At 52.3% G+C, this 23771-nt stretch carries 22 protein-coding genes, 8 tRNA genes and 1 rRNA gene; 29 read left to right on the plus strand and 2 right to left on the minus strand.

Annotation, left to right across the window (positions count from 1 at the left end; all coding sequences use genetic code 11):
• The 29 genes from rrf to KNP78_RS15045 all read left to right on the plus strand — a co-directional run.
• Positions 1–98, plus strand: a 5S ribosomal RNA gene (rrf, locus tag KNP78_RS14905); the annotation flags it as partial.
• 8 nt (positions 99–106) lie between these two features.
• Positions 107–181 (plus strand) — tRNA-Asn (locus KNP78_RS14910).
• A 6-nt stretch (positions 182–187) separates the two neighbouring features.
• A tRNA-Glu gene (locus KNP78_RS14915) sits at positions 188–262 on the plus strand.
• A gap of 3 nt (positions 263–265) precedes the next feature.
• Positions 266–341 (plus strand) — tRNA-Val (locus KNP78_RS14920).
• Between the two features lie 28 nt (positions 342–369).
• Positions 370–442: transfer RNA gene (locus KNP78_RS14925), tRNA-Thr, on the plus strand.
• 6 nt (positions 443–448) lie between these two features.
• Positions 449–532, plus strand: a tRNA-Tyr gene (locus KNP78_RS14930).
• A gap of 5 nt (positions 533–537) precedes the next feature.
• Positions 538–610, plus strand: a tRNA-Lys gene (locus tag KNP78_RS14935).
• 8 nt (positions 611–618) lie between these two features.
• Positions 619–693: transfer RNA gene (locus tag KNP78_RS14940), tRNA-Gly, on the plus strand.
• 15 nt (positions 694–708) lie between these two features.
• Positions 709–784, plus strand: a tRNA-Ala gene (locus tag KNP78_RS14945).
• Between the two features lie 201 nt (positions 785–985).
• Positions 986–1888 (plus strand): arginase, encoded by a 903-nt coding sequence (gene rocF, locus KNP78_RS14950; protein WP_052090198.1) that lies wholly within the window; start codon positions 986–988, stop codon positions 1886–1888.
• A 139-nt stretch (positions 1889–2027) separates the two neighbouring features.
• A complete protein-coding gene (sigW, locus tag KNP78_RS14955) occupies positions 2028–2603 on the plus strand; it encodes an RNA polymerase sigma factor SigW (RefSeq protein WP_034779769.1) in 576 nt (191 codons plus the stop codon).
• Complete coding sequence (locus tag KNP78_RS14960; protein WP_214825282.1) at positions 2600–3235, plus strand: bactofilin family protein; 636 nt, start codon at positions 2600–2602, stop codon at positions 3233–3235. The genes sigW and KNP78_RS14960 overlap by 4 nt, the downstream gene beginning before the upstream one ends.
• 135 nt (positions 3236–3370) lie before the next feature.
• Positions 3371–4231, plus strand: coding sequence for a diadenylate cyclase CdaA (gene cdaA, locus KNP78_RS14965; protein WP_034779763.1), 861 nt, complete (start codon positions 3371–3373; stop codon positions 4229–4231).
• On the plus strand, positions 4232–5512 hold the full coding sequence (locus KNP78_RS14970) for a CdaR family protein (protein WP_214825284.1): 1281 nt from the start codon (positions 4232–4234) through the stop codon (positions 5510–5512).
• Between the two features lie 35 nt (positions 5513–5547).
• Complete coding sequence (gene glmM, locus KNP78_RS14975) at positions 5548–6906, plus strand: phosphoglucosamine mutase (protein WP_021065183.1); 1359 nt, start codon at positions 5548–5550, stop codon at positions 6904–6906.
• Between the two features lie 358 nt (positions 6907–7264).
• Complete coding sequence (gene glmS / locus KNP78_RS14980) at positions 7265–9061, plus strand: glutamine--fructose-6-phosphate transaminase (isomerizing) (protein WP_214825286.1); 1797 nt, start codon at positions 7265–7267, stop codon at positions 9059–9061.
• 217 nt (positions 9062–9278) lie between these two features.
• Entirely contained in the window at positions 9279–10460 is a 1182-nt protein-coding gene (locus KNP78_RS14985) for an MFS transporter (RefSeq protein ID WP_214825299.1), read from the plus strand.
• Positions 10461–10603: 143 nt separating this feature from the next.
• Entirely contained in the window at positions 10604–11164 is a 561-nt protein-coding gene (locus KNP78_RS14990) for a YdhK family protein (protein ID WP_034779749.1), read from the plus strand.
• Positions 11165–11277: 113 nt separating this feature from the next.
• Positions 11278–11757, plus strand: a complete 480-nt coding sequence (locus tag KNP78_RS14995; RefSeq protein ID WP_138858573.1) for a DUF2975 domain-containing protein — start codon at positions 11278–11280, stop codon at positions 11755–11757.
• A 10-nt stretch (positions 11758–11767) separates the two neighbouring features.
• A complete protein-coding gene (locus KNP78_RS15000) occupies positions 11768–11974 on the plus strand; it encodes a helix-turn-helix domain-containing protein (protein WP_021065857.1) in 207 nt (68 codons plus the stop codon).
• Positions 11975–12070: 96 nt separating this feature from the next.
• Positions 12071–12757 carry a DUF975 family protein gene (locus tag KNP78_RS15005; RefSeq protein WP_214825312.1) on the plus strand — a complete coding sequence of 229 codons (687 nt, stop codon included), beginning with the start codon at positions 12071–12073 and terminating at the stop codon, positions 12755–12757.
• A 68-nt stretch (positions 12758–12825) separates the two neighbouring features.
• Positions 12826–13758 carry an NAD(P)/FAD-dependent oxidoreductase gene (locus KNP78_RS15010; RefSeq protein WP_251128582.1) on the plus strand — a complete coding sequence of 311 codons (933 nt, stop codon included), beginning with the start codon at positions 12826–12828 and terminating at the stop codon, positions 13756–13758.
• A gap of 72 nt (positions 13759–13830) precedes the next feature.
• The gene (locus KNP78_RS15015; RefSeq protein ID WP_214711175.1) at positions 13831–14304 is read left to right on the plus strand and encodes a YfbM family protein; all 474 of its coding nucleotides are present in this window, start codon (positions 13831–13833) and stop codon (positions 14302–14304) included.
• On the plus strand, positions 14292–14795 hold the full coding sequence (locus tag KNP78_RS15020) for a GNAT family N-acetyltransferase (protein WP_214825326.1): 504 nt from the start codon (positions 14292–14294) through the stop codon (positions 14793–14795). Before KNP78_RS15015 ends, KNP78_RS15020 begins: the two co-directional genes overlap by 13 nt.
• A gap of 85 nt (positions 14796–14880) precedes the next feature.
• A complete protein-coding gene (locus KNP78_RS15025; protein WP_214825339.1) occupies positions 14881–15324 on the plus strand; it encodes a MarR family winged helix-turn-helix transcriptional regulator in 444 nt (147 codons plus the stop codon).
• 3 nt (positions 15325–15327) lie between these two features.
• Positions 15328–17988: an MMPL family transporter gene (locus KNP78_RS15030; protein WP_214793663.1), complete on the plus strand. Its 2661-nt coding sequence runs from the start codon at positions 15328–15330 to the stop codon at positions 17986–17988.
• Between the two features lie 147 nt (positions 17989–18135).
• On the plus strand, positions 18136–19593 hold the full coding sequence (locus KNP78_RS15035) for a methyl-accepting chemotaxis protein (protein WP_214825342.1): 1458 nt from the start codon (positions 18136–18138) through the stop codon (positions 19591–19593).
• Positions 19594–19695: 102 nt separating this feature from the next.
• Positions 19696–19980, plus strand: coding sequence for a putative quinol monooxygenase (locus tag KNP78_RS15040; RefSeq protein WP_214793656.1), 285 nt, complete (start codon positions 19696–19698; stop codon positions 19978–19980).
• 14 nt (positions 19981–19994) lie between these two features.
• Positions 19995–20879, plus strand: a complete 885-nt coding sequence (locus tag KNP78_RS15045) for a VOC family protein (RefSeq protein ID WP_214825345.1) — start codon at positions 19995–19997, stop codon at positions 20877–20879.
• Positions 20880–20897: 18 nt separating this feature from the next.
• Here KNP78_RS15045 and KNP78_RS15050 read toward each other — a convergent pair whose 3' ends face one another.
• Both KNP78_RS15050 and KNP78_RS15055 read right to left on the minus strand, forming a co-directional pair.
• Complete coding sequence (locus tag KNP78_RS15050) at positions 20898–22727, minus strand: LTA synthase family protein (RefSeq protein ID WP_034779728.1); 1830 nt, start codon at positions 22725–22727, stop codon at positions 20898–20900.
• A 113-nt stretch (positions 22728–22840) separates the two neighbouring features.
• Entirely contained in the window at positions 22841–23239 is a 399-nt protein-coding gene (locus KNP78_RS15055; RefSeq protein ID WP_021065867.1) for a VOC family protein, read from the minus strand.
• Positions 23240–23771 lie beyond the last annotated feature (532 nt).

The following is a 23771-nucleotide window of genomic DNA, read 5'->3' on the forward strand; positions in this document are numbered from 1 at the left end:
GCGGCCACACCCGTTCCCATGCCGAACACGGAAGTTAAGCGCTTCAGCGCCGAAAGTAGTTGGGGGTCTCCCCCTGTGAGGATAGGACGCTGCCAGGCAAAATCGTTCCGCAATAGCTCAGTGGTAGAGCAACCGGCTGTTAACCGGTAGGTCGTAGGTTCAAATCCTACTTGCGGAGCCATATTAAGGCCCGTTGGTCAAGCGGTTAAGACACCGCCCTTTCACGGCGGTAACACGGGTTCGAATCCCGTACGGGTCACCATTTGGAGGATTAGCTCAGCTGGGAGAGCACCTGCCTTACAAGCAGGGGGTCGGCGGTTCGATCCCGTCATCCTCCACCATTTAATTTTAACCAATCAAACCATATATGCCGGTGTAGCTCAGTTGGTAGAGCATCTGACTTGTAATCAGAGGGTCGAGGGTTCGAATCCTTTCGCCGGCACTCCTTGGGGGGGTAGCGAAGTGGCTAAACGCGGCGGACTGTAAATCCGCTCCCTCGGGTTCGGCGGTTCGAATCCGCCCCCCCCCACCAGGTTTGAGCCATTAGCTCAGTTGGTAGAGCATCTGACTTTTAATCAGAGGGTCGCAGGTTCGAGCCCTGCATGGCTCATTTTTTATGCGGAAGTAGTTCAGTGGTAGAATACGACCTTGCCAAGGTCGGGGTCGCGGGTTCGAATCCCGTCTTCCGCTCCATATTATTCCCTTTAAGGGGCCTTAGCTCAGCTGGGAGAGCGCCTGCCTTGCACGCAGGAGGTCAGCGGTTCGATCCCGCTAGGCTCCACCATTTGTTTTTTTCTTAAGTTACTTATGACTTAAGTTTTTTTTTGCCTAAATCCATGAACCATTCACTTGAGAGTACAGAGAAAGGCAGCCTGCCACCATTCAGGCTGCCTTTTTGTATGTTTATTCATCATGGTGTGAAGTTGAACCACGACTTTGGTAGCGTTTACAATGAAGGTATTAAACGTTCAAGGGGGAAATGGGGATGAATTGGTCATATATTGAAGTACCGCTTCGCTATGGACAGGGGAAACATGGCGTAGAGCAAGGTCCATCAAAGTTACGCACACTTGGATTGGAGACATTATTACCGGCCTCAACGAAGCAACAGACGATTCGAGTGTTACCTGAATCTGAAATGATTAACAGTGAAGAGCATTTGAAACGTGTAGACGGGGTGTTATACACGGTCCAAGAACTGGCAGAAGTCGTCGATATCGAGATACAGGCGAAACGATTCCCATTGATCGTTGGGGGCGATCACAGCATGGCAATCGGGACGCTGGCGGGTCTTGCCAAAACAGGACCGTACGGCGTCATCTGGGTCGACGCACATGCTGATTTAAATACGGGAGAAACGTCTCCATCGGGCAATATTCATGGCATGCCACTTGCTGCGGCTATGGGAATGGGAGATATTCGCTTGACTGAAGTCGGCGGACGTGAACCCAAACTCGCGCCTGAGCACTTGGTCTATATGGCGCTACGAGACATCGATGAAGGTGAGATTCGAGAAATCAATCGTCTTGGCATTAAAGTCATCACGGTCGAAGAAATTCGGACGCGGGGCGTCGACGTCATGATGGAAGAAGCACTCGCTTATTTGCGCGCACGTGTCGATCGCTTCTATCTCAGTTTCGACATGGACAGCTTGGACGCGAAACTTGTGCCAGGTACCGGGACGCCGGTCGATCAAGGTCTGACGGCCGCGGAAGGAAAAGCGATCTTGGCCGAAGCGATGAAGGCAGACGATCTGATTGCGATTGAGTTGGTTGAATTGAATCCGGCGCTTGACCATGAGGATACGACGGCCCAGTTGGCGTTTGAGTTGTGCGAGACGATTTTGAAATCCAAAGAAAACCTGTTATTGGAAGGTGAAACTGTCTGATGACCTTACAGTTTCCAAGTCCCTTTGCTACAATGGACTTGGAAACTTTTTTTGTTGTTACGATTTTTTTGAAACCTACATAGAAAACGATTCGTATAGAAAGATGACCGCATAGGTTGCGGAGAGGGGAAGTGGATTGATGGAACGGCTGACCACCCGTTTAGTAGACGAATTGAGGTCGGGGAATCATGATTCGTTTGCTGAGCTGGTAGAACTGTACAAGGATGGTGTCTTTGCTGTCGCTTATAAGATATTATATGATCGTGGCGAAGCGGAAGACGCAGCCCAGGAGACGTTCATTCGGGCGTATACCCGGATTGATACGTACGATCCTCAGTACAAGTTCAAGACGTGGCTCTATCGCATTGCGACGAATGTCGCAATCGATCGTCTCAGAAAACGAAAGCCGGAGTATTCGATGGATGCCGAGATTGCTGGCACCGACGGCTTGACCTATCAGGACCATTTGGCTGATGAAGCACCCCAACCCGATGCCCAAGTCGTTCATCGCGAAATTCGAGGCGAGATGCATGAAGCGATCAAGCAGTTGCCCGATAAGTATCGGATCCCGCTCCTGCTGAAGTACGTGGATGATTTATCGCTCAAAGAAATCAGCGTCATGATCGATATGCCGGTCGCTACGGTTAAAACAAGGATCTTCCGGGGAAGAGAAATGTTAAAGACAATCTTTCAAAACAGGGAGGGGTTCAATTGACTCCTGAAGAAAAAGTACAACAATATTTGGAAGATGGCATCCTGCCCGAAGAATCTGATGAACTACGTCACTTGTTGGAGGACGACGACTTATATGAAGCGTACCTTCAATACGAACGAATAGATGCCGAACTGAAGGCCTTACCACGGCCGAAACTATCCGATGATTTTACAGCCCGTGTGATGGCATCTCTACCGGACGCGAAAGCACGGGTCGAGGTCACACCGGTGACTCGATTTGAAGAAAAAGTCCAGACGAAACGCAAACCAGCATCCAAATGGATGACGTGGTTCCGTAAGCATCCAGGACTGATGGCGGCCGCCTTATTCTTCAGTTTGATGTCGAGCGCGACACTCGGCCTATGGAACGAATCGACAGAGACGATGACGTACACGAAAGTGCCGGGCATCGTTGTCACGTCAAACGAGGTCGTTATCCCGGAAGGCGTTACCGTCGAGCGGGATATCACGGTCCAAGGCGGGGACCTTCGAATTGAAGGGACCGTCAATGGGAACGCGACGGCTGTAAATGGTCGGGCTTATCTGGCTAGCGCTGGAGAAGTCACGGGAGAACTTGAGCAGATCGATCGGATGTTTGAGTGGATGTGGTATTCGTTCAAACAAATCTTCTAACGGAGACGCCGGAGACGGCGTCTTTTTGTGTTCGTTTCAATCTGGTTTCGTTTTATTGTCTAGCGATGCGCGGTTTCGGAAATGTGATATAATGTAATTTGCACGAATTGGCTAGGTAGTTGAGGAGGGGAGCATTTGCCGCTACTTGAACAGGTATCATTCTTATCATTTTTTAGTCTTTCAGAGAACGTACATTGGTACGATTATTTGAATGACGTTTTAGATATTGTCGTCGTCACGTATGTCATCTATAAATTGATGATGATTGTACGTGGGACAAAAGCGGTCCAATTGATTAAAGGGATTTCCATCATCCTTGTTAGCTGGTTCCTCAGTGGGTTCTTTGGGTTGAAGACGTTACAGTTCTTATTGAATCAAATCATCACATATGGACTACTTGGGATCATTATCATCTTCCAACCAGAACTCAGAAGAGGACTCGAGCATTTAGGACGAACAAGTAATTTGTTCGGCCGAACGAGCACGAGCGATGAGGATAAGCAACGTCAAATGATCGAAGCGATCGTCAGTTCGGCGCAATACATGTCAAAACGTCGCATCGGCGCATTGATTGCGATTGAACGCGATACGGGCTTGAATGAGTACGTCGAGACCGGGATTCGCATGGATTCGCACATCACATCACAACTGATCATCAACCTGTTCATTCCGAACACCCCGCTGCATGACGGGGCGATGATTATCCAGGACGGGAAAATTGCGGCCGCGGCTTGTTATTTGCCGTTGTCCGAGAGCCCGCACATTGATAAAGCGTTAGGGACACGACACCGGGCCGCCATCGGGGTCAGTGAAGTGACTGATAGCGTGACCCTCACCGTCTCTGAAGAAACAGGCGCCGTGTCACTCGCGATTGCCGGTCGTCTGTATCGAGAGTTGGATGAGGAGGCACTTCGCAGTAAGTTGATCCAAGAACTCGTTATTGAAGAAAAAGAGACGACGCTCTCGTTCTTTAATAAAAAAGGGGGGGACAAGTAAGTGATTGATCAGTGGTTACAACATAAATGGTTTCTCCGCATCATCGCACTTGCTTTAGCCATCCTGCTTTATTTCATGGTCGCCGAAACGAGTTCGTCGACCAACTCCACGAATGCCCTCCCGATCGTCGGACAAAGTTCGATGACGCTCGACGTTCCCGTCGAAGTGTTCTTCGATGAGGTGCAGTACGTGGCATATAACGTTCCAGAAGAAATGAACGTTGAACTTCAAGGACCATCTAGCAGTTTAACGATGACGAAATTGGTGAAAGATTATCAAGTCTTCGTCGATTTAACGAATCTCGGGACCGGCTTCCACCGTGTTCCGGTTGAGGCACGCGGCTTTGGCGGAGACGTCAACGTCAAGCTCGAACGGGATACAGTAGAAATCTACATCGACCGTAAACAGACAATTGAAGTTCCCGTATCGGTCAACCTTTTGAACAAAGAGCAGTTGCCGGAAGGGAAAGTGGTCGGTGACGCCGATATTGAACCGGCAACGGTGAAAGTCTCGGGCGGTGCCAGTCGGATTCAAAACGTCAAAGAGATCACGTTGAACGTCGATGTCGCCAACCAAAGTCAAACGTTCACGCGAGAATTGACGCCGACGATTTTAGATGCGAACGGCAATCCGCTCAACGTGACTGTTGAACCGAACATCATCAGTGTGTCGGTCCCGGTCTACGAACAAAGTGCCGTCTTCCCGATCGAAGCAGTCACGACTGGTGAAGTGGCCGACGATTACAGACTTGTCGATACGTTGCTTGAAGAGACGGAAGTCCGTGTCTTTGCGCCACAAGACGTGCTCGATGCGATCGACACCGTGGAGACAGAGCCGATTGATTTAGACGGCATCGACAAGACCGGGAAAGTGACCGCCAATCTCGCTTTGCCAGAAGGCGCTTCATCGCTTGCGACAAAGCAAGTGGAAGTCCAATTGCTCGTCCGGGCTGCAGATGAGACACGAGACGACACAGGCGAATTGACGGAACGGGTTCGCTTGACGGTCCCTGTGACCGTGCGGGGGTATGACCGGACCAACTTTACGCTCCAAGCTCCTGAAGTGATTGGAGTAACGTTGTCCGGGAAGCGATCCCTGGTGGAAAACATCACGTCGAACAGTGTGAGTGTGACCTTGGATTTGACAGGTCTCCCGAGCGGACTGCATGGGGTCGACGTCGATTATGAAGTACCAAAAGGTGTGACCGTCGTCTCACCGAAAACGATCGACATTGAGTTGACGAGTGTCGATGAACAAACCGAAACGTCCTCGATTCAATGAGGCGTTCAATCATACAAAAGTGAGGAATTGAATTCATGGGTAAATATTTTGGAACTGATGGAGTCCGCGGTGTCGCGAACTCAGAATTGACAGCAGAATTAGCATATCGTTTAGGGCGTGCGGGCGGCTACGTGTTATCGAAACACTTGCCAGCCGGCGAACAGCCAAAAGTTTTGATCGGCCGTGACACACGCATTTCAGGCCACATGCTTGAAGGTGCACTCATCGCGGGTCTCCTATCAATCGGAGCCGAAGTGATGCGTCTCGGCGTCATCTCGACGCCAGGTGTCGCTTATTTGACGAAGTCGCTTGATGCAACAGCCGGTGTCATGATCTCAGCGTCGCACAACCCGGTCGCGGATAACGGCATCAAGTTCTTTGGTAGCGACGGCTTTAAGCTCGATGACGCGACAGAAGCGGAAATCGAAGCGATTTTAGATGCGGCGGAAGACACGTTGCCACGCCCGGTCGGGAAAGACCTCGGCTTTGTCTCGGATTACTATGAAGGTGCACAGAAGTACCTTCAAATGTTGAAACAGACGGTCGACGAAGATTTCGACGGTCTCCATATCGCCCTCGACTGCGCCCATGGTGCAACGAGCGGATTGGCAGCTCGGTTATTTGCTGACCTCGAAGCGAACGTCTCGACGATTGGCAACTCGCCGAACGGCTTGAACATCAACGAAGGTGTCGGCTCGACACACCCTGAGCATTTGGCACAGTTCGTTCGTGAAAAAGGAGCGGACATGGGTCTCGCCTTTGACGGCGACGGCGACCGCTTGATTGCAATCGATGAGAACGGTGATATCGTCGACGGCGATAAAATCATGTACATTTGCGGGAAGTACTTGAGCGAGAAAGGCCGTCTCAAAGACAACACGATTGTCGCGACGGTCATGAGTAACCTCGGCTTCCATAAAGCGGTTGAAGATGCTGGTATGACGGCGCTTCAGACGGCGGTCGGTGACCGTTATGTCGTCGAAGAGATGAAGAAACACAACTACACACTCGGTGGCGAGCAGTCGGGTCACCTCATCTTCCTCGACCACTCGACGACGGGAGACGGCATGCTCTCTGGCGTTCAACTCGCCCAAATCGTGAAGACGACAGGCCGCAAGCTATCAGAACTCGCGGCTGAGATGCCGGTCTACCCACAAAAACTCGTCAACATCCGTGTCACGGACAAAAACGAGGCGATGAACGGCGACCGCGTTCTCGCGACGATTCAAGAAGCGGAAGCAGAAATGAACGGCAACGGCCGCATCCTCGTCCGCGCTTCTGGTACGGAACCGCTCGTGCGCGTCATGGCGGAAGCACCGACATCAGAAGAGTGTGACCGTTATGTCGAACGAATTGCACAAGTTGTTCGCGAAGATTACGGTGTAGAAGGATAATTTTGTCGAAATAGGGAATAAAACAAGGGAATCCGTCCTCGGGTTCCCTTTTTGTTTCCGTTTTGTCACTGTGAAATTATGTGATTTTCTTGACGAATGGAGGTGTGATTTGTACTATTAAGAGCGTGACCTTAGAAACGGAAGGACACCCAGTACGAAACAAGCGCCAGAACTCTTCGGAGTTGACGAGGTTGGAGGTTATCGAGTTTTCGGCGGATGCCTCCTAGTCGCCTGTCACGACTACAAGCAAACCCTCAAAACGCCCGGGCGACCGGACGGCCAAAGGGGAGCGCGTTGACAGCTCTTAGAAAAAGCCCGTTTCCTTTTTCGAGAAATCGAATATAGAGGAGATTTTTGTATGTGTGGAATTGTAGGAATGATTGGGAATACCGGAGCGAAGGAAATCCTTCTCAAAGGTCTTGAAAAACTCGAGTACCGCGGTTACGACTCGGCAGGTCTTGCTTTGATGCATGATAACGTGAACGTGCATAAAGAAGTCGGCCGGATTGCTGCGCTACGCGAAGTCGTCCCAGCAGAAGTAGATGGCACGATTGGAATCGGCCACACACGATGGGCAACACACGGGGTGCCGAGCGTGCCGAACGCCCACCCGCACCAGAGCACGACGGGCCGCTTCACGCTCGTCCACAACGGTGTCATCGAGAACGACGAACAGATCAAGGCGACACTCGACGTGCCGTTCCTCTCGGAGACGGACACGGAAGTCATCGTTCAGTTGATGGAAAAGAACTTCGTCGAACTCGGCGACGTCGAGGCGGCGTTCCGCAAGACGTTGTCTGAGCTCCACGGCTCGTACGCGATCGCGATGATCGATTCAGAGGACCAAGAGCGCCTCTATATCGGGAAGAACAAATCACCGCTCCTCGTCGGTCTCGGCGACGGCACGTTCAACGTCGTGGCGTCGGACGCGATGGCGATGCTTCAAGTGACGGATCAGTACCTCGAACTCCACGACGGCGAGATTGTCATCTTGACGCGCGAGTCGGCGACGATCAAGACACTCGACGGCGAAGTCCTCGAGCGTGCCCCGTACACGGCCGAGATCGATGCGTCAGACATCGAGAAGGGCACGTACGCGCACTACATGTTGAAAGAGATGGACGAGCAGCCAGCCGTCATCCGCAACATTATCCAGCACTACCAGAACGAAGCCGGTGACATCGAGCTCACGGAAGGCGTGCGCTCGCTCGTCTCGGAAGCGGACCGCATCTATATCGTCGCCTGTGGTACGAGCTACCACGCTGGTCTCGTCGGTAAGCAATTGATCGAGCGCGTCGCAGGTGTGCCGACAGAAGTGCACGTCGCTTCAGAATTCGGTTACAACATGCCGCTCCTCACGGAGAAGCCGTTGTTCCTCTTCATCTCACAATCAGGTGAGACAGCGGACAGCCGGGCCGTCCTCGTCGAAGTGAAGAAGCGCGGTTACAAGGCGCTCACACTCACGAACGTTGCCGGTTCGACGCTCTCACGTGAAGCGAACGAAACGATGCTCCTCCACGCCGGTCCGGAGATCGCGGTCGCATCGACGAAAGCATACACGGCCCAAATCGCCGTGCTCGCCATCCTCGCCTACGACATCGCTCGTGCGAACGGCAAGAAGCTTCCGTTTGACCTCATGACAGAGCTCGCGCGTGTCGCGACGATCATGGACTCGGTCATGGCTCAAAAAGAAATCTTTGAGCAATTGGCAGACAAGTTCTTGAAAGAGTCACGCAACGCGTTCTTCCTCGGTCGCGGCATGGACTCATACGTCGGTCTCGAAGGTGCCCTCAAGCTCAAAGAGATCTCGTATATCCAAGCAGAAGGCTACCCAGGTGGTGAGCTCAAGCACGGACCGATCGCCTTGATCGAAGACGGCACACCGGTCATCACGCTCGTCTCGCAACCGAACACGCACCTCAACATCCGTGGAAACATCAAGGAAGTTGTCGCCCGTGGCGCCGTTGCTTGCACGATCTCGATGGAAGGCATGGAACACGAGAGTGATTCATTCGTCTTGCCGCGTGTCGAGCCACTGCTCACGCCGCTCGTGACGGTATTACCGCTTCAACTCATCTCGTATTACGCGGCTCTTGCGCGTGATTGCGATGTCGACAAGCCACGTAACTTGGCGAAATCAGTCACAGTCGAATAAACGGTAGGCCAAGATCTTTCGGGATCTTGGCTTTTTTTGTTGTGATTTACGTCATGCGAACCGGCTTGTATACTGAAGGTATAACGACTAAGGAGAGAACGCCATGCGAATCCAACTAGTTAACACATTCATCCTGCCGGAGGACGTGCGTTCATAAGTTGGCCACCTCCTCCGATGATTCACTGTATTGGAACAATCCTATCGGAGGAACATACAATTGAAGATTCAACAGCTTTACTATGCGGTCACGAGTTCGCGCTCGCTCATCATACAGATGGTGTTCACGTTGAACGCCATCTATTATGTGACGACCGCCGAGTTGAATGCGTTACAACTCGTCTTGATCGGAACGATTTTAGAAGTATCGATTTTACTATTCGAGCTGCCCACCGGTCTCGTCGCCGATTTATATGGGCGGAAGCGGTCAATGGTCATCGGCATCGGTTTGATTGGATTGGCCCATTTGCTAGAAGGGGGCATCCCTGAATTTTGGGCCATCGCGGTCGCGTCAGCGCTATGGGGTATCGGCTGGACGTTCATCAGCGGGGCCGAACAGGCATGGATTGCCGATGAGATGGGGAATGACGGGTTAGAACAAGTGTTTTTGCGAGGCGCTCAATATAGTTCGCTCGGCCGCTTCGTCGGAATTGGGCTTGCCGTGCTCCTCGCCGAAGTCACGTCCGTCCAAACGACAATCGTGCTCGCCGGTGGGATGTTGGTCATGCTCGCGATCATCGCATGGCGCGTCTTGCCAGAGACGCGGTTCGAACCGATCACGCGGGCCGATACCTCGAACCTCGTGCAAGCAAAACGGACGGTTCGGGACGGATACACCCATATCCGTGGCAATTCGATTCTCGTCGGCTTGGCTGCCATCACGCTCGTCTGGGGTCTCGCTAGTGAAGGATTCGACCGGTTATGGGGCGCGCATTTGATTGAGACGTTCCAGTTGTCGGAACAGGCGGCCGTGTATTGGTTCGGCTTGTTCTATGCCGTCGCGTTTCTATTCAACATGCTGGTGTTGAAAGGTGTCGAGCTATACGTCAAAGGACACTATGCGACGACCTTGTTTTGGTTCAACGTGTTGCTCATCGTTGCGATGCTTGCTTTTGCTTCGATCGGACAGTTTTGGTTGGCCGTGTTGTTGTATTGGACGATTGCGGCACTGCGTAACGTGCACTACCCGCTCATGAGCGTCATGACGAACGAGCGGCTCCCGTCGAAAGGCCGGGCGACGATTTTGTCGATGTTCGGTCAGGTCGACGCGTTCGGTCAAGTCGCCGGGGGTCCGCTGGTTGGACTGCTCGCCCTGTACACGTCGATTCAAGGAGGGCTCGGGGCAGCGGCGCTCTTGCTCCTCCCGATGTTGGTTTTCTTGAGAAAAATCAAGCACCATTGAGGCAAAGACCGTCCCGTGATTCGTTCGAGGGCGGTCTTTTTATGTGTCAAACTGCTAACAAATCATCGTATCGGTCTCAAAAACGTCTCATCACCTCGATAGCAGGGTAACGTATACACATAAAGACGTAAGGGAGAGATTCGATGAGACAGAAAAAATGGATGACGGGTTTGAGCGCGATGTTGCTCGCGACGACTTTGGCAGCTTGTGGAGATGCTGAGGAGGAACAGACGAGCGATTCGACAGAAGAACATTCGGACCATTCGATGATGGACCATTCGGGATCAGGGGAGGTGCCGAGCGGGTTAAGTGAAGCGACAGATCCGACGTTCCCGGTCGGGTCGACCGCGATGATGACGGCCGACCACATGCCGGGCATGGATGGCACCGAGGCGACAATCGTCGGTGCTTATGACACGACCGTCTATTCGGTTTCTTATACCCCGACGGATGGAGGTGACCCGGTCGAAGATCACAAGTGGGTCATCCATGAAGAACTCGACAATCCAGGTGAGGCACCGTTAGAAGAAGGGACCGAAGCTACTCTGGCCACAGACCACATGGACGGGATGGACGGCGCCGAGGCGACGATTGATTCGGCCGAACAGACGACGGTGTATATGGTCGACTTCACCACAAACGACGGGGAAGACGTCACGAACCATAAATGGGTCACAGAGGATGAACTCGAAGCCATGAACTAAGGATGAACCTCAGAGAAATCTGAGGTTTTTATTTATTTACGATGATTATTTATTGATAAACGATAAAAGTGAGGTTATGATGAAGCTATCAAACGAAGTGAGGTGGCTTCATCATGAAACGAGAGACGGTTTTTTTACGGCTGGCCGTATTCGTTCTGGCTGTCCCGATTGTGGCGGCCTGCTTGTTTTTGCTTCCATACATTTGGCGCGAGGCGGTCGAGAGCGGGAGTTGGATTGAGGACTCAATTCGCCCGATTGTGATTGGCATGTACGTATCGGCCATCCCGTTCTTCATTGCGCTGTTCCAAGCGTTCATGTTGCTACGGTTGATTGACCGCGACGAAGGGTTCTCGTATCGGGCTGTCCAATCACTCCGCATGATCAAGTATTGTGCGTTGACGATCACGGCCGTTTATATCGGGACGCTCCCGTTCTTCTACTGGTTCGCCGAGCGAGATGATGCGCCTGGGTTCCTTCTCATCGGGCTTGTCTTTGTGTTTGCCGCGTTCGTCGTCGCCGTATTCGCGGAACTGTTACAGAAACTATTGAAGCGTGCCATCGACATGAAGCAAGAAAATGATTTGACGGTCTGAGGTGAGATAGATGGCGATTATCGTAAATCTTGACGTAATGTTGGCAAAACGAAAGATGAGTGTGACCGAGCTGTCTGAAAAAGTGGGCATCACAATGGCAAACTTGTCGATTTTAAAGACGGGCAAAGCGAAAGCAATTCGTTTCTCGACGCTCGAAGCAATCTGTCAGGCGCTCGACTGTCAGCCGGGCGACATTTTAGAATATCGGGAAGAGTGATGGACAGGGCGAGCGCCCTGTTTTTTTGTGGAGTTTGAAACATTTTCCATCACGTTGCGTATAAGACAGGAAAGAGGAACGAAAAGGGGAAACGAGATGATTCAGACATGGAATGAACGGACGCACAAAGCGTTAAAAGGAAAGGCAGGGCTATTACTCATCTGGTCGTTCGCCTGCTCTGTGATGTTAGAATTGGGGTTGATGGCAGACCCGACTTATTACGGTTTGACGGTGGAGTCACTGCCGCTGACCGTGCTCAGTTTAGGTGGCATCTTAGTTTATATCACCCTTTATCCGGTTAACGTCGGATACAACTGGCTCATCTTAAAGACGGTACGAGATCAGCCGATTCGCTGGAGTGATGTGTTCGACCCGTTTCGTCACCGCTATGGAAAACATTTGCTCGCAACAATTCTCGTCATATTGTTCCAAGTACTATGGACATTGTTGCTAGTCGTACCAGGAATCATAAAGTATTTCTCGTATGCGTTCACATACTTCATCTTACGCGACGAACCAGAACTGTCTGCTACAGAGGTAATCACAAAATCGAGAACGATGATGCGCGGACGAAAGTGGGATGCGTTCAAACTCATTTTGCCATTCGTTCCGATGTATCTAGTCGGTTTGACTTTTTATATACAACTTGATTTGGTCATCCTCGGGTCATGGATTTTCCTCGTCGCACTAGCACTCATCCGCCCGTTCATCGTCAGCCGTTTCGCCGTCATGTATGAAGACGCGCGTATCGAGTATGACGAGCAGTGGAATCGCTCGGCGTGAAGCGCATCGGTTCCGGCGTATGAGTCCTCGGCCATGATACAATCTTCCTGACAGAAGGGGGAATGGACATGAACATCGGTATTATTGGTGCCGGACTGAGCGGGATTGTCGCAGCACGCGACCTCGCCCGTCACGGCCATACAGTTGAATTGATTGAGAAGAGTCGGAGCGTCGGGGGACGCTTGGCGACGAGGCGGATCGGAGACGGCAAAGCCGATCACGGAGCTGTCTATTTCACCGTACGAGGGGAAGAACTCAAACAAGATGTCGCCGACTGGCAGATGGAAGGGTGGGTGAACGTCTGGTACGCTGACCCGTATCCGCGCTACGTCGCCGTCGACGGGATGAACGCCTTGGCCAAACGGTTGGCTGACGGATTGACCGTCCATTTGAACGAACGGGCCGAGACGGTCACGACACGAGATGGTCAGGTCAGCGTCCAGACGGATGTGACGACGCGGCAGTATGACCGTCTCCTCATCACGTCGCCGCTCCCGCAGACGCTCGACTTGCTCGCAGATTTTCCGATCGATGCGGCGTTACGTGAATTGACGTACGCCCCGACGTTTGTCGGCTTGTTCGAATTGGCAAGCGATACTCGCATCGGTCCGGACGGGATTCTCGATACAGACTTGGTGCCGGGTATCTTGAAAGTCATCAACAACCGCCAAAAAGGCATCTCGGCGACCGAACTCGTCAGCGTCTATATGGACGAGTCGTGGAGCGAGGAGTGGTATGAACGAGCGGACGAAGACACGCTTCGTGAGATTGAGCGCCTGTTGCAAACGGTGACAGGGTCGGCGGTGATTCAATCGAGGCAGTTGAAACGGTGGCGCTATGCGCAGGCGACCGACGTCTGGAACGAGCCTTACCATCGATTGCGTGACGAGCCGATTTTCTTGGCCGGTGACGTCTTCCTCGAGCCGGATGACACTTCAGGCCGGACTCGGTTCGAGAGCGCGTACGTCTCAGGACTCCGTGTCGCGGAAGCGATGCGTTAAACCTTCTTCGGAAGGTTTTTTTCATGACCGTGCCGAATAGTCAGACATATGAATTGGAGAGGGGAATCAGACATGGGGATGGTTGGCGCATACATGCGGGTATCGGTCGAAGAGTTGACAGCACTGCTTCAAGAGCCGGAGCGTTTCGAGCGACTGTTAGAAGATAAGGAACGACAGACCGATATCGATAAGGCGTGGCACGGTCTTTACTTTTTATTGACCGGGGCGACCGATTTGAACGAGATCGACCGTCATTCGCTCGGGAAGGCAGTCTTCGGAGGGGATGTCATCGACGAAGAGACGGGCATCGCCTATTTGATGCCGGGAGAAGTCGAGGACTTGTCGACCCGACTTCAATACATCGAGCTGGAGGCGCTAGAAGCGCGCTACGACGTCGCGACGATGAATGAGCAGGAACTGTACCCATTTGAACGGGAGTGGGGACTCGAGGAAAAACAGTACTTATTGGACCAGTTCGATGAGTTGAAACGTGTCTTCGCCCAGGCGTCGAGACAGCGGGAGGCGCTCGTCACATGGATCGGGTAAGCGTAAAGGCGTTACGTCTTCAAGATGAGGCGTTGCTGTATGAGTTCGAGTGCGAGAATCGCACGTATTTCGAGCGTTCGGTTCCGAGCCGAGGCGATACCTACTATGAGCCGGAATCATTCCATCAGGCGTTGCAGCAACTATTGAGCGAGCAGACGAACGGGGACGGGTACTATTACTTGATTTGGCGCGACGACACAATCGTCGGGCGTCTGAACGTTCATCATACCGATGCCGACACTGGCGAGGCCGGTTACCGGGTCGGAGCGGAGCATGGGGGACGCGGATATGCCACGACGGCCCTGCGACAATTGTTGACGTTCGAGTTGCCTGGATTCAATCGATTGAGAGCTGAGACGACGAGCGACAATGTGGCGTCCCAACACGTATTAAGGGGTGCCGGTTTTATCCGTGACGGCGAGGTACGACAGATGGAATGGGGAGGACAAACGCTGACGTTTTATACGTATGTATATCCACTCGACCGATGAAGGAGCGGCTTCATCGGTCATTTTAGTTGACCGCTCTTAGTTTAGGGCATAAACTATCTTTATCTAGTTTAGGGGGTAAACCAAAATGAAAGAATTGATGCGGGAGGCCGTCCAGTTGTTCGAAGAGGTCATGTTCCAAGGTGCGGAGCATGTCATCGAGGCGATGGACGGTGACGTCTGGCATGACTATTCGCGGGAACAACTGCAGCTGCTCAAGCTGCTCGAACAGTTCGGTCCGATTCAAGCCGGCCAGTTGGCCCAAAAACAAGGAGTTCATAAGAGCGCCGTCTCCAACCGGTTAAAAAAGCTCGTCGACAAAGAGCTCGTCGTCAGTCGACGCGGGCATGACCAGCGCGAGCGGTTGATTGAGTTGACTGAATCAGGTCGTCGGGTCGTCGAAGAGGCGGATGCGGCCGTCTACCGTTACGTTGAATCGTTGCTCGACGGAAACATCGAAGAGACAGAAATCGAACAGTTCGTCCGGACGTTCCGGAAAATTAAACAGCTGCTTCGAATTGGGGAGGAATAACACGTGCATAAAATCATCCAATGGCGCTGGGGCATCTTAATCGGTCTCATCGTCTTGACGGCCGCCTTGTTTGTGGTGGCGCCGAACTTGACGAAGCAGGCCGAACAAGCCGGCAGCTTCCAATTATCCGAGGACATGGACTCGCAGCGGGCGCAGGACATCTTGAACGCCGCCGGAAAGAGCGATAAGACGATCTCGCTCGTCTATGAGTTCGAAACGCTCGGTGATGCCGAACGGGCCGATATTTCCCGGGTCATCGGCGAGATGAAACAAAACGACACGGTCGTCAAAGACGTACTCGACCCGTTTGAAAATGAAGAGACGGAAGCACAGCTCGTCTCGGAGGACGGCCGCATCGTGCTCGTCCCAATCACGGTCGAAGGGTCGATGGAAGACATCAACGCCTTCGCGGACGACGTGCGGGCAAACATTCTCCCGGAAGACGAGACCGTCTACATCACAGGTGAAGAAATCATCAACAACGATGTGAACTTGAGTGCGCAGGAAGGCTTGAAGAAGACGGAAATCATCACGGTCGTCCTCATTTTCGGACTGCTCCTGCTCGTGTTCCGTTCAATCGTGACGCCGTTCATCCCGCTCATCGCGGTCGGATTCACGTATTTATTGAGCCAATCGTTCGTCGCATTCTTCGTCGATTGGTTTGGCTTCCCGGTCTCGAACTACACGCAGATTTTCCTCGTGGCCATCTTGTTCGGGATTGGAACCGACTATTGTATTTTGCTGCTCAGCCGGTATAAAGAAGAGCTCGGCGCGGGCCACGCGATTGAAGATGCCATCGTCAACACGTACAAGACAGCAGGGCGGACAGTCCTCATCAGCGGTCTTGCCGTGTTCGTCGGCTTTGCGGCCATCGGTTTCGCCGATTTTCCAATCTTCAAATCAGCCGTCGCCGTCGCGGTCGGGATTGCAGTGCTCTTGCTCATTCTCTTCACGGTCGTGCCGTTCTTTATGGCGACGCTCAAGCATCGTTTGTTCTGGCCATCGAAGAAGGCGGGCGAACATCACGACAGCCGTCTCTGGGAAGGATTCAGCCGTCTGTCGGTCAATCGACCGTTCGTTTCGATTCTCGTCGTCGCGTTGATCACGGTACCGGTGTTGTTCACGTATGACGATGCCCGGTCGTTCAATACGGTCGATGAGATCGGTGACGATTATGATTCCGTACGCGGCCTCAACTTGATTTCGGAAGGATTCGGGCAAGGGGAGTCGCTCCCGGTCCAAGTCATTTTGAAACAAGATGGCACGCTGTCCGAAACGGACATCCCGTACATCGAGAAGTTCTCGAGTGAACTTGAAAACGTCGACGGGGTGAGCGGCGTCCGTTCCGTGACGCGTCCGACCGGTGACGTCATCGATGACTTTTACGTCGACACCCAGCTCGAACAAGTGAGCGCAGGACTGACGGAAGCCGAGACTGGTCTCGGTGACGTCCAGGACGGACTCGCGCAAGTCGAATCTGGGCTTAACGCCGTCGTTGGCCAATTACCGGCCGGTTCAACGAATGCCGGCGCCCCGCTCGCGGAAGCGGCAGCGGGACTTGGTCAATTGAACGCTCAGCTCGGTCTGATTGGCCAAGGACTCACGGCGACGCAAAATATTCCGGCGACCGTAACGCAGCTCGGGCAAGTGTCGGCCGGTCTCGGTCAAATCGAGGCAGGCATTAACGAGGCAGCATCTACGTTGACGGCACAAGGCGCCCAAGCCGGAGAACTCGGAACGGGTCTCGGACAACTCGCTGCAGGTGTCGGTGAAGCGAACGCAGGGCTCGCTCAAATCGAGACCGGCATCAATGAAGCGGCAGCATTCTTATCAGACCTGAGTAGCTCGGACAGCCTGCGCGATACGGGCGTCTATTTACCGGAAGGGACGCTCACGTCAGAGGAGTTCGCCCCGGCGGTCGAGCGCTACGTGTTTGACGACGGGACGGCGACACAGCTCGAGGTCATCCTCGAGATGGACCCATATTCGCCGGAAGCGATTGACACGGTCGAGACCGTGAAAGCGACGATGGACCGGGTCGTCACCGATACGCCGTTCGAGGATGCGACAATCGGATATGCCGGTATCTCGAGCATTAACAGCGACTTGAATGAGACGTCGACGAACGACTTCAATCGGACGGTCGCCATCATGCTCGTTACGTTGTTCCTCGTCTTGACGGTGTTATTCCGTTCGATGGTCATGCCGCTCTATATGATCGGCTCGCTCTTACTGACGTATTACACGTCGGCGGCCATCACGGAGCTCATCTTCGTCGAAGGACTCGGTTATGACGGCATCAGTTGGGCTGTTCCGTTCTTCGGGTTCGTCATGTTGATCGCCCTCGGCATCGACTATTCGATTTTCCTGCTCGACCGGTTCCGCGAGGAGTCGATCAACGGGATGACGGTTCGCGATGCGCTCGTCCATTCGATGACGAAGATGGGGACGGTCATCATGACCGCGGCCGTCATCCTCGCTGGGACGTTCGGGGCGATGATCCCGTCTGGCGTGCTCAGTCTCGTCCAGATTGCGACGATCGTCATCACCGGGCTGTTGTTATACGGATTGATTGTGTTGCCACTGCTCATCCCAGCGATCACCGTATCGTTCGGGGACGGGGTATGGTGGCCATTTAAACAAAAAAGTAAAGATAGAGACTAAATTTTGCGATGGACAGCACAACAATTGTTGTGCTGTTTTTATTTGTTGAGTCAATGTCAGCGAAATGGAGAAAGACGGACTTAAGATTAATAAAAATACGCCGAAATATAATATAGATCTTTATTCTATTGAAAGTAGGCAACAATTATGGTGAATCATTTTGAAAAAATGAGTTCGTTGTTTGTATCGCGCATGGTGATTATTTTATTTGTCCTCTCTTATCCGATCATGGGTGTTTTGTATTGGATGGGGGAGCTCGCGGGGCAAGGCGCAGTCAATTTTATTCTGATAGGTGGTGTCATTCAAGCCGCATCATGGCTGGGCCATCGCTTCTATGTGGAACATACTTGGTTGAAGTATGGGCTCGTCACGTTGATGTACATTGCAGCTTCAGCAATTATCTTGACGCTGCCAGGTACTGCAATTCAAAATATCGTCTTTCTGTATATCGTATTGATGTTGATGTACTTGAATCGGCATCTTGTGCTGTACGGCAGCATTCTCGCGCTTATCGTATCGGTCGGAGCTGTATTGATTGGGCGCTTTTCATTTGAAACGCCGCTCGATCTCGTCATTTGGTTCACTGTGCTCACAATGGCTTTGTCTGGCGCATACTTTGTGTCATTCTTTGGTGCGAAGTTGTTACATGAGACGTTCACGCAACAAGAAAAGTCAGAACAACACGCTAGCGAAATCGAGCTAACGATGGCGAAGACGACAGCGAGTGCGACCACACTTCATGGGGCCGTCTTCACGATGAATGATTCAGTCGACTCTGTCACAAATGCTTCGGAGCAAGTGACAGAACAAATCGGTTTGATGACGAAACGGACGTCGGAACAAGCAGGTCTGATTCAAAACGTCGCTTCGCAAATTCGTTCAACTGTACAGGCGTTTGAGCGGATGCAACAACAGCTCCAGGAGACGACGTCTCAAGTGAGTGGGGTCTTGCAGGACGCTCATGTATCGCATGAAAATATGGACTCGACAGAACGGTCGCTCGCTGAACTGAACTTAAGTATCAGTGAAGTCAATCATGCGTTTAAAGGATTGGCGGAGCGTTTCCAAGAAGTGCGGACCATCACGGGTACGATCCAGCAGATTTCGTCTCAGACGAACCTGCTGTCGCTCAACGCTTCAATTGAAGCAGCGCGAGCGGGGGAACACGGAAAAGGATTTGCAGTCGTCGCGTCCGAAATTCGGAATCTATCGGCTCAAACGGCCCAAGCCTCATCTCAAATCAATGATATTATCCAACTCGTCATGCAGGAGGTGCAAGTGACGGAACGTGCAATCGATGGTAGTACAGAACGTTTATCGACGCAGGAAGAACAAGTACGTAAGAGCGGAACATCGATTCTCTCCATGATCCAAACGACAGGAACGGTCGCAAGCACCGTGGATGAGACGTCGACACAGCTCCAAGTCGTCGCATCAGAACTGAACAAAGTTCACCAAGTGACTTCCCAAATGTCGGCACTAATGACAGCGCTCGAAGTGAACAGTCAAGACGTTCATGTGCTGACGATGTCACAGCAAGAAGCGTTAGCTTCGTTGAAAGATCAAATTGAAGAACTGAACGAGATTGCGAACGAACTCGTCTAAACGATGGACACGCCTTTACAAATAGGCGTGTCCATTTGCGTATACATCTCTTCCAAAACGGGAACAGTTTTGCGTCAGTCCTAAAATGAGGAGGAATCGCATATGGCAATTACAATCACCGCTATCTTGAAGGCACATCCGGGGAAAGAGGACGAGTTACGGCAAGCACTCGATGAGGTCATTCCTCCGTCGCGACAAGAGGAGGGGTGCCTGACGTATGTGCTCCATGAGTCAATCGACGCCCCGGGCACGTTCGTGTTCTATGAGAAGTATCGAGACGAGACGGCGCTCAACGCGCACATCAACTCATCTCACTATCAGGCGTATCGGAAGGCGGCAGAGACGTTGCTCGCGGTTCGTGAGGTGTATCGTCTCCACGAAGTCTGAAAGGAGAAAAGACTATGATTACCCAACCGATTATCCCATGCATTTGGTTCGAAGGTGACGTCGAGGCGATTGCGGAATGGTACGTGTCGAGATTTCCTGATTCATTCGTCGACTATACGACGAAACTGAGCGATACGCCTTCGGGTGAGACGACGGTTGTGACCGTCTCGCTGGCGGGACAATTCTTTCAACTACTCGGGGCTGGTCCGTTGAAGGAACGCAACCCGTCCATCTCGTATATGGTTGCGTTCCCGACGTCGGAAGAAGTAGAGACGCTATGGAACGAGCTTGTGGAGGGGGCAGAGGTGCTCATGCCGCTCGATACGTATGACTTCAGCGAGCGCTACGGCTGGTTAAAAGACAAACACGGTGTCTCTTGGCAAATCATGCATAGCGGCGGGATGGACATCCAGACCGTGACCCCATGCTTTTTGTTCGTCGGGGACGTCTTCGGGCGCGCTGAGGCGGCGATGAACGACTGGATTTCCATCTTCCCGGATTCGTACGTGCTGGAAGACCATCTGATCCGTTACGAGGCGACAGACGGACCGGAGTTGGAAGGGAAGCTCAATTACGCCCGCTTCGTCTTGTCCGGACGCGAGTTCGTCACCATGGACAGCGCGGAAAATCATCAATTCGCCTTCAACGAGATGCAGTCGCTGATCGCGTTTTGTGAGACACAAGCCGAGATTGATGACTACTGGGGCAAACTGTCGGCCGTCCCGGAAGCGGAACAGTGCGGCTGGCTCCAAGACCGGTATGGCGTCTCCTGGCAAATCGTGCCGTGGGAGATGGAAGAGATGCTGACGACCGGAACAAAGGAACAATTGGCACGAGTGACCGAGGTGTTCTTGCCGATGAAGAAAATCGACGTCAAGGCGTTACGAAACGTCTACTGACAAAACAAGCCGTCCCGATTAGTTCGGGGCGGCTTGTTTGTCGTGTTGTGTGAAGTCGGACAGGGCGTCTTTCTCAATCATTGTATCGGATAAGCGAAGCTGTTCGGCGGCCTCGTCAATATACGGCTCACATGCTTGAAGCGGCAAGTCATCACCGGTCTCGACCGAATAACACATGCCGCTGCCGACCGGCTCCGTCAAATCCGGGACGAAATAGAGGTCGTCGTAGCGGAAGGAGCCGTTCCGGAACACGGTCAAATTCGGCTCATCGTCGAGGAGCGAGCGTCCGAGCATATACGTCGGTGTCATCCCGAGCAAATCGAGGATGGTCGGGGCCAGGTCGACTTGCCCGCCGCTCGCCTGCACCGTCTGACCTCGTTCGAGCCCGGCCGGTTTGATGAATAACGGGACGGAGCGGTCAAGCTGGAACAACTCGACCGTGGAGTCGGCATCTGCTTTTACGGCCATCTCGTCACCGGCAGCGGTCAATCCGCTGTCGTGGTCACCATAAAAGACGACGAGGGTGTTGTCCCACTTCTCGTCTGCTTTCAATTGTTCGACCATAAGACCGACGGCGGCATCGCTGTAGTGGACGGTGTGGTAATAGTCCTCGAGGAGCGAGTCGTCGTACCCCGACAAATCCAATCGTTTCTCCTCGTCCGGAATCTCATATGGCGTATGGCTCGTCAACGCGACCATGAAGGAATAAAACGGCTCGTCCAACGTGTCCAAATGGTCGACTGACGTCGTCAGGAACTCCTTGTCACCGACCGCCATCCCGATGACAGGCTTCGTCGGATAATCGTCTTGATGGAAGAAATGGTTGTAGCCGATTTGCTCATAAAAGTTGGCGCGGTTCCAAAACTCCTTGTCGAACGCATGCATCGCGGCCGTATCATAGCCGGCTCGGCGCAACTGCTCAGGCAAGGCGTCAAACGTGTTCGTCGCATACTGCGTATACACCGAACCTGATTTGACAGGATAGAGCGAGGCGTTGACGGTAAATTCCGCATCAGACGTCCGGCCCTCGTGCGTCTGATGATAAAAATTCGGGAAATACAGCATCTCATCACGAAGCGCGTTCAAATTCGGCGTCAGTTCCTGCCCGTTGACCGTCTGACCGATTACGGACGCTTGGAACGACTCGAGTTGGACGACGATGACGTTCGTATCGGCTGTGGCGTCAACTGGTTCGGTCGCTAACGCTTCGATTTGGCTGCGCTCCCGTTCTGTCAGGTCGCCACCGAGATGAAGGGCGTCCTGAATGCCGCGGAATGCATCGAGGCCGTGATAGCCCCAAAAGCCGAGCTGATAATACTCGCGCATATTTGAAATCGGGCTTTTCCGGTGATCTGTTTCGGCGTAATGAACAACGGTCGGGACGGTAAAGACGATGAAGCCGACAAGAAAACCGGTGACTGCCAAACGGCGACCGAGAGATTTCGATTCCAAGACCGGCTGTCGCTTCATATAGACGAGGATGGCCGCGTAGACGAGCAAATCTGTGAACAAGATGAAGTCAGGAGCTTGAATCAGTGTCAGAAAGCCTCCCCCGACGTCTCCCATCTGGCCGATATCAGACAGTAGGGCGGCCGACAGCAAGTTGCCGAAATAGCGGTAGTACCAGACGTCCGAGATGAGGAGCGTGCTGTGCAGAAACAGCGACGCGAACAAAATCCAGCGGCGCGTCTGTTGTTTTATGAGTAGCGCCCAACTCGTCATCATCAAGATGGTCGCTAGATTGATGAACAAAAAGCGCAGGTCGAACGCGCTCGCCGTCAACAGACTGAATAGGAACAGCTTGGTGAGGGAGAGCGATAAGTAACTCCAATAATCGAGATATTTCATGAAAGGCCTCCAAACGGTACGGACAAAGTGTGTTCTCTGTCATGTACCTGTTCGAAGACGGCGAAAAACATGAGGGTGTGCGATTTTGGCAATAAAAAAAGCGAGGCAGCGCCTCACTTGATGACAAACGTGTCCCGGAGCTCGATAATCGTGCCTTCCGGGGCTTTTAATTTACTCAAATGACCGTCAACGACGAAGTAGATGTTCCCGCCGTGCTTTGGTAGGAACGTCACGCCAAGTGATTCTAGCCGTCTCACTTCCGCTTCGAGGTCATCGACATAAAGCGCGAAGTGGACCGGGCCGGCCACGTGCTTCGAATAAGGCGACAACGTCTCGTCGACTTTTGCCGTTTGAAGCTCGATATAGAAATCGCCAAGTTTGAGCCAGCTGTTGAACGCTCGGGTGTGGAAGTCAGGCGACTCTTGGACGAGCTCGAAGCCGAGCGCCTCATAGAATCGTTTGGACGCCTCATAGTCGGGCGTTTGGATGCAGAGATGGTGGATTTGTTTCATGATGTCACTCCTTTCTTTTAGTTTATCCATTCAACGTTCTGAACGGAACTTTTCTTCACGTGAGACGTATCGGACACCGAGGAGGGAATGACGATGCAGATTCAATAGGAGTTGCCGAAAGATGACTAAATCCGGTTCAACTTACACCATAACCAGCGTATTGATGAGTAAGAAAAGAAGGAAAATAGCTCCTGAAAATATTAATACGCCTAATAATAGTCCTCCTTTTTCGTCATTAAATTTTTTGATATACAAAACGGAAAAAATAAGTAGCACAGTCAACATAACGGTCAAAGAAACAAAGAGTAATGTAATCGAATAATTCGATATAATTCCATGGTGAAAAAAGAATTCAGATATGAAGATGAATAAAAACAATAATGTTCCTGCTAACAATAAGTAAAAATAAAGATTTCGATTATTACTCATCACTAAACACTCCTTCTGTGTAATGCAAAATAGGAGTGCAGAAGTGTGCAACGGAAACGTACACAACTCTGCACTCCTATTTTAGAAAAGAAAAAGGACTTGC

It is taken from the genome of Exiguobacterium sp. s28 (assembly GCF_018618135.1).
In the GTDB taxonomy this organism is placed as follows: domain Bacteria; phylum Bacillota; class Bacilli; order Exiguobacteriales; family Exiguobacteriaceae; genus Exiguobacterium; species Exiguobacterium mexicanum_A.

What these genes read in the sequence shown, in the direction of transcription:
- rocF (WP_052090198.1), top strand. Translation starts at nt 986, where the DNA reads ATGAATTGGTCATATATTGAAGTACCGCTTCGCTATGGACAGGGGAAA.
- sigW (WP_034779769.1), top strand. Translation starts at nt 2,028, where the DNA reads ATGGAACGGCTGACCACCCGTTTAGTAGACGAATTGAGGTCGGGGAAT.
- glmM (WP_021065183.1), top strand. Translation starts at nt 5,548, where the DNA reads ATGGGTAAATATTTTGGAACTGATGGAGTCCGCGGTGTCGCGAACTCA.
- glmS (WP_214825286.1), top strand. Translation starts at nt 7,265, where the DNA reads ATGTGTGGAATTGTAGGAATGATTGGGAATACCGGAGCGAAGGAAATC.
- KNP78_RS14990 (WP_034779749.1), top strand. Translation starts at nt 10,604, where the DNA reads ATGAGACAGAAAAAATGGATGACGGGTTTGAGCGCGATGTTGCTCGCG.
- KNP78_RS14995 (WP_138858573.1), top strand. Translation starts at nt 11,278, where the DNA reads ATGAAACGAGAGACGGTTTTTTTACGGCTGGCCGTATTCGTTCTGGCT.
- KNP78_RS15000 (WP_021065857.1), top strand. Translation starts at nt 11,768, where the DNA reads ATGGCGATTATCGTAAATCTTGACGTAATGTTGGCAAAACGAAAGATG.
- KNP78_RS15005 (WP_214825312.1), top strand. Translation starts at nt 12,071, where the DNA reads ATGATTCAGACATGGAATGAACGGACGCACAAAGCGTTAAAAGGAAAG.
- KNP78_RS15010 (WP_251128582.1), top strand. Translation starts at nt 12,826, where the DNA reads ATGAACATCGGTATTATTGGTGCCGGACTGAGCGGGATTGTCGCAGCA.
- KNP78_RS15015 (WP_214711175.1), top strand. Translation starts at nt 13,831, where the DNA reads ATGGGGATGGTTGGCGCATACATGCGGGTATCGGTCGAAGAGTTGACA.
- KNP78_RS15020 (WP_214825326.1), top strand. Translation starts at nt 14,292, where the DNA reads ATGGATCGGGTAAGCGTAAAGGCGTTACGTCTTCAAGATGAGGCGTTG.
- KNP78_RS15025 (WP_214825339.1), top strand. Translation starts at nt 14,881, where the DNA reads ATGAAAGAATTGATGCGGGAGGCCGTCCAGTTGTTCGAAGAGGTCATG.
- KNP78_RS15035 (WP_214825342.1), top strand. Translation starts at nt 18,136, where the DNA reads ATGGTGAATCATTTTGAAAAAATGAGTTCGTTGTTTGTATCGCGCATG.
- KNP78_RS15040 (WP_214793656.1), top strand. Translation starts at nt 19,696, where the DNA reads ATGGCAATTACAATCACCGCTATCTTGAAGGCACATCCGGGGAAAGAG.
- KNP78_RS15045 (WP_214825345.1), top strand. Translation starts at nt 19,995, where the DNA reads ATGATTACCCAACCGATTATCCCATGCATTTGGTTCGAAGGTGACGTC.
- KNP78_RS15050 (WP_034779728.1), bottom strand. Translation starts at nt 22,727, where the DNA reads ATGAAATATCTCGATTATTGGAGTTACTTATCGCTCTCCCTCACCAAG.
- KNP78_RS15055 (WP_021065867.1), bottom strand. Translation starts at nt 23,239, where the DNA reads ATGAAACAAATCCACCATCTCTGCATCCAAACGCCCGACTATGAGGCG.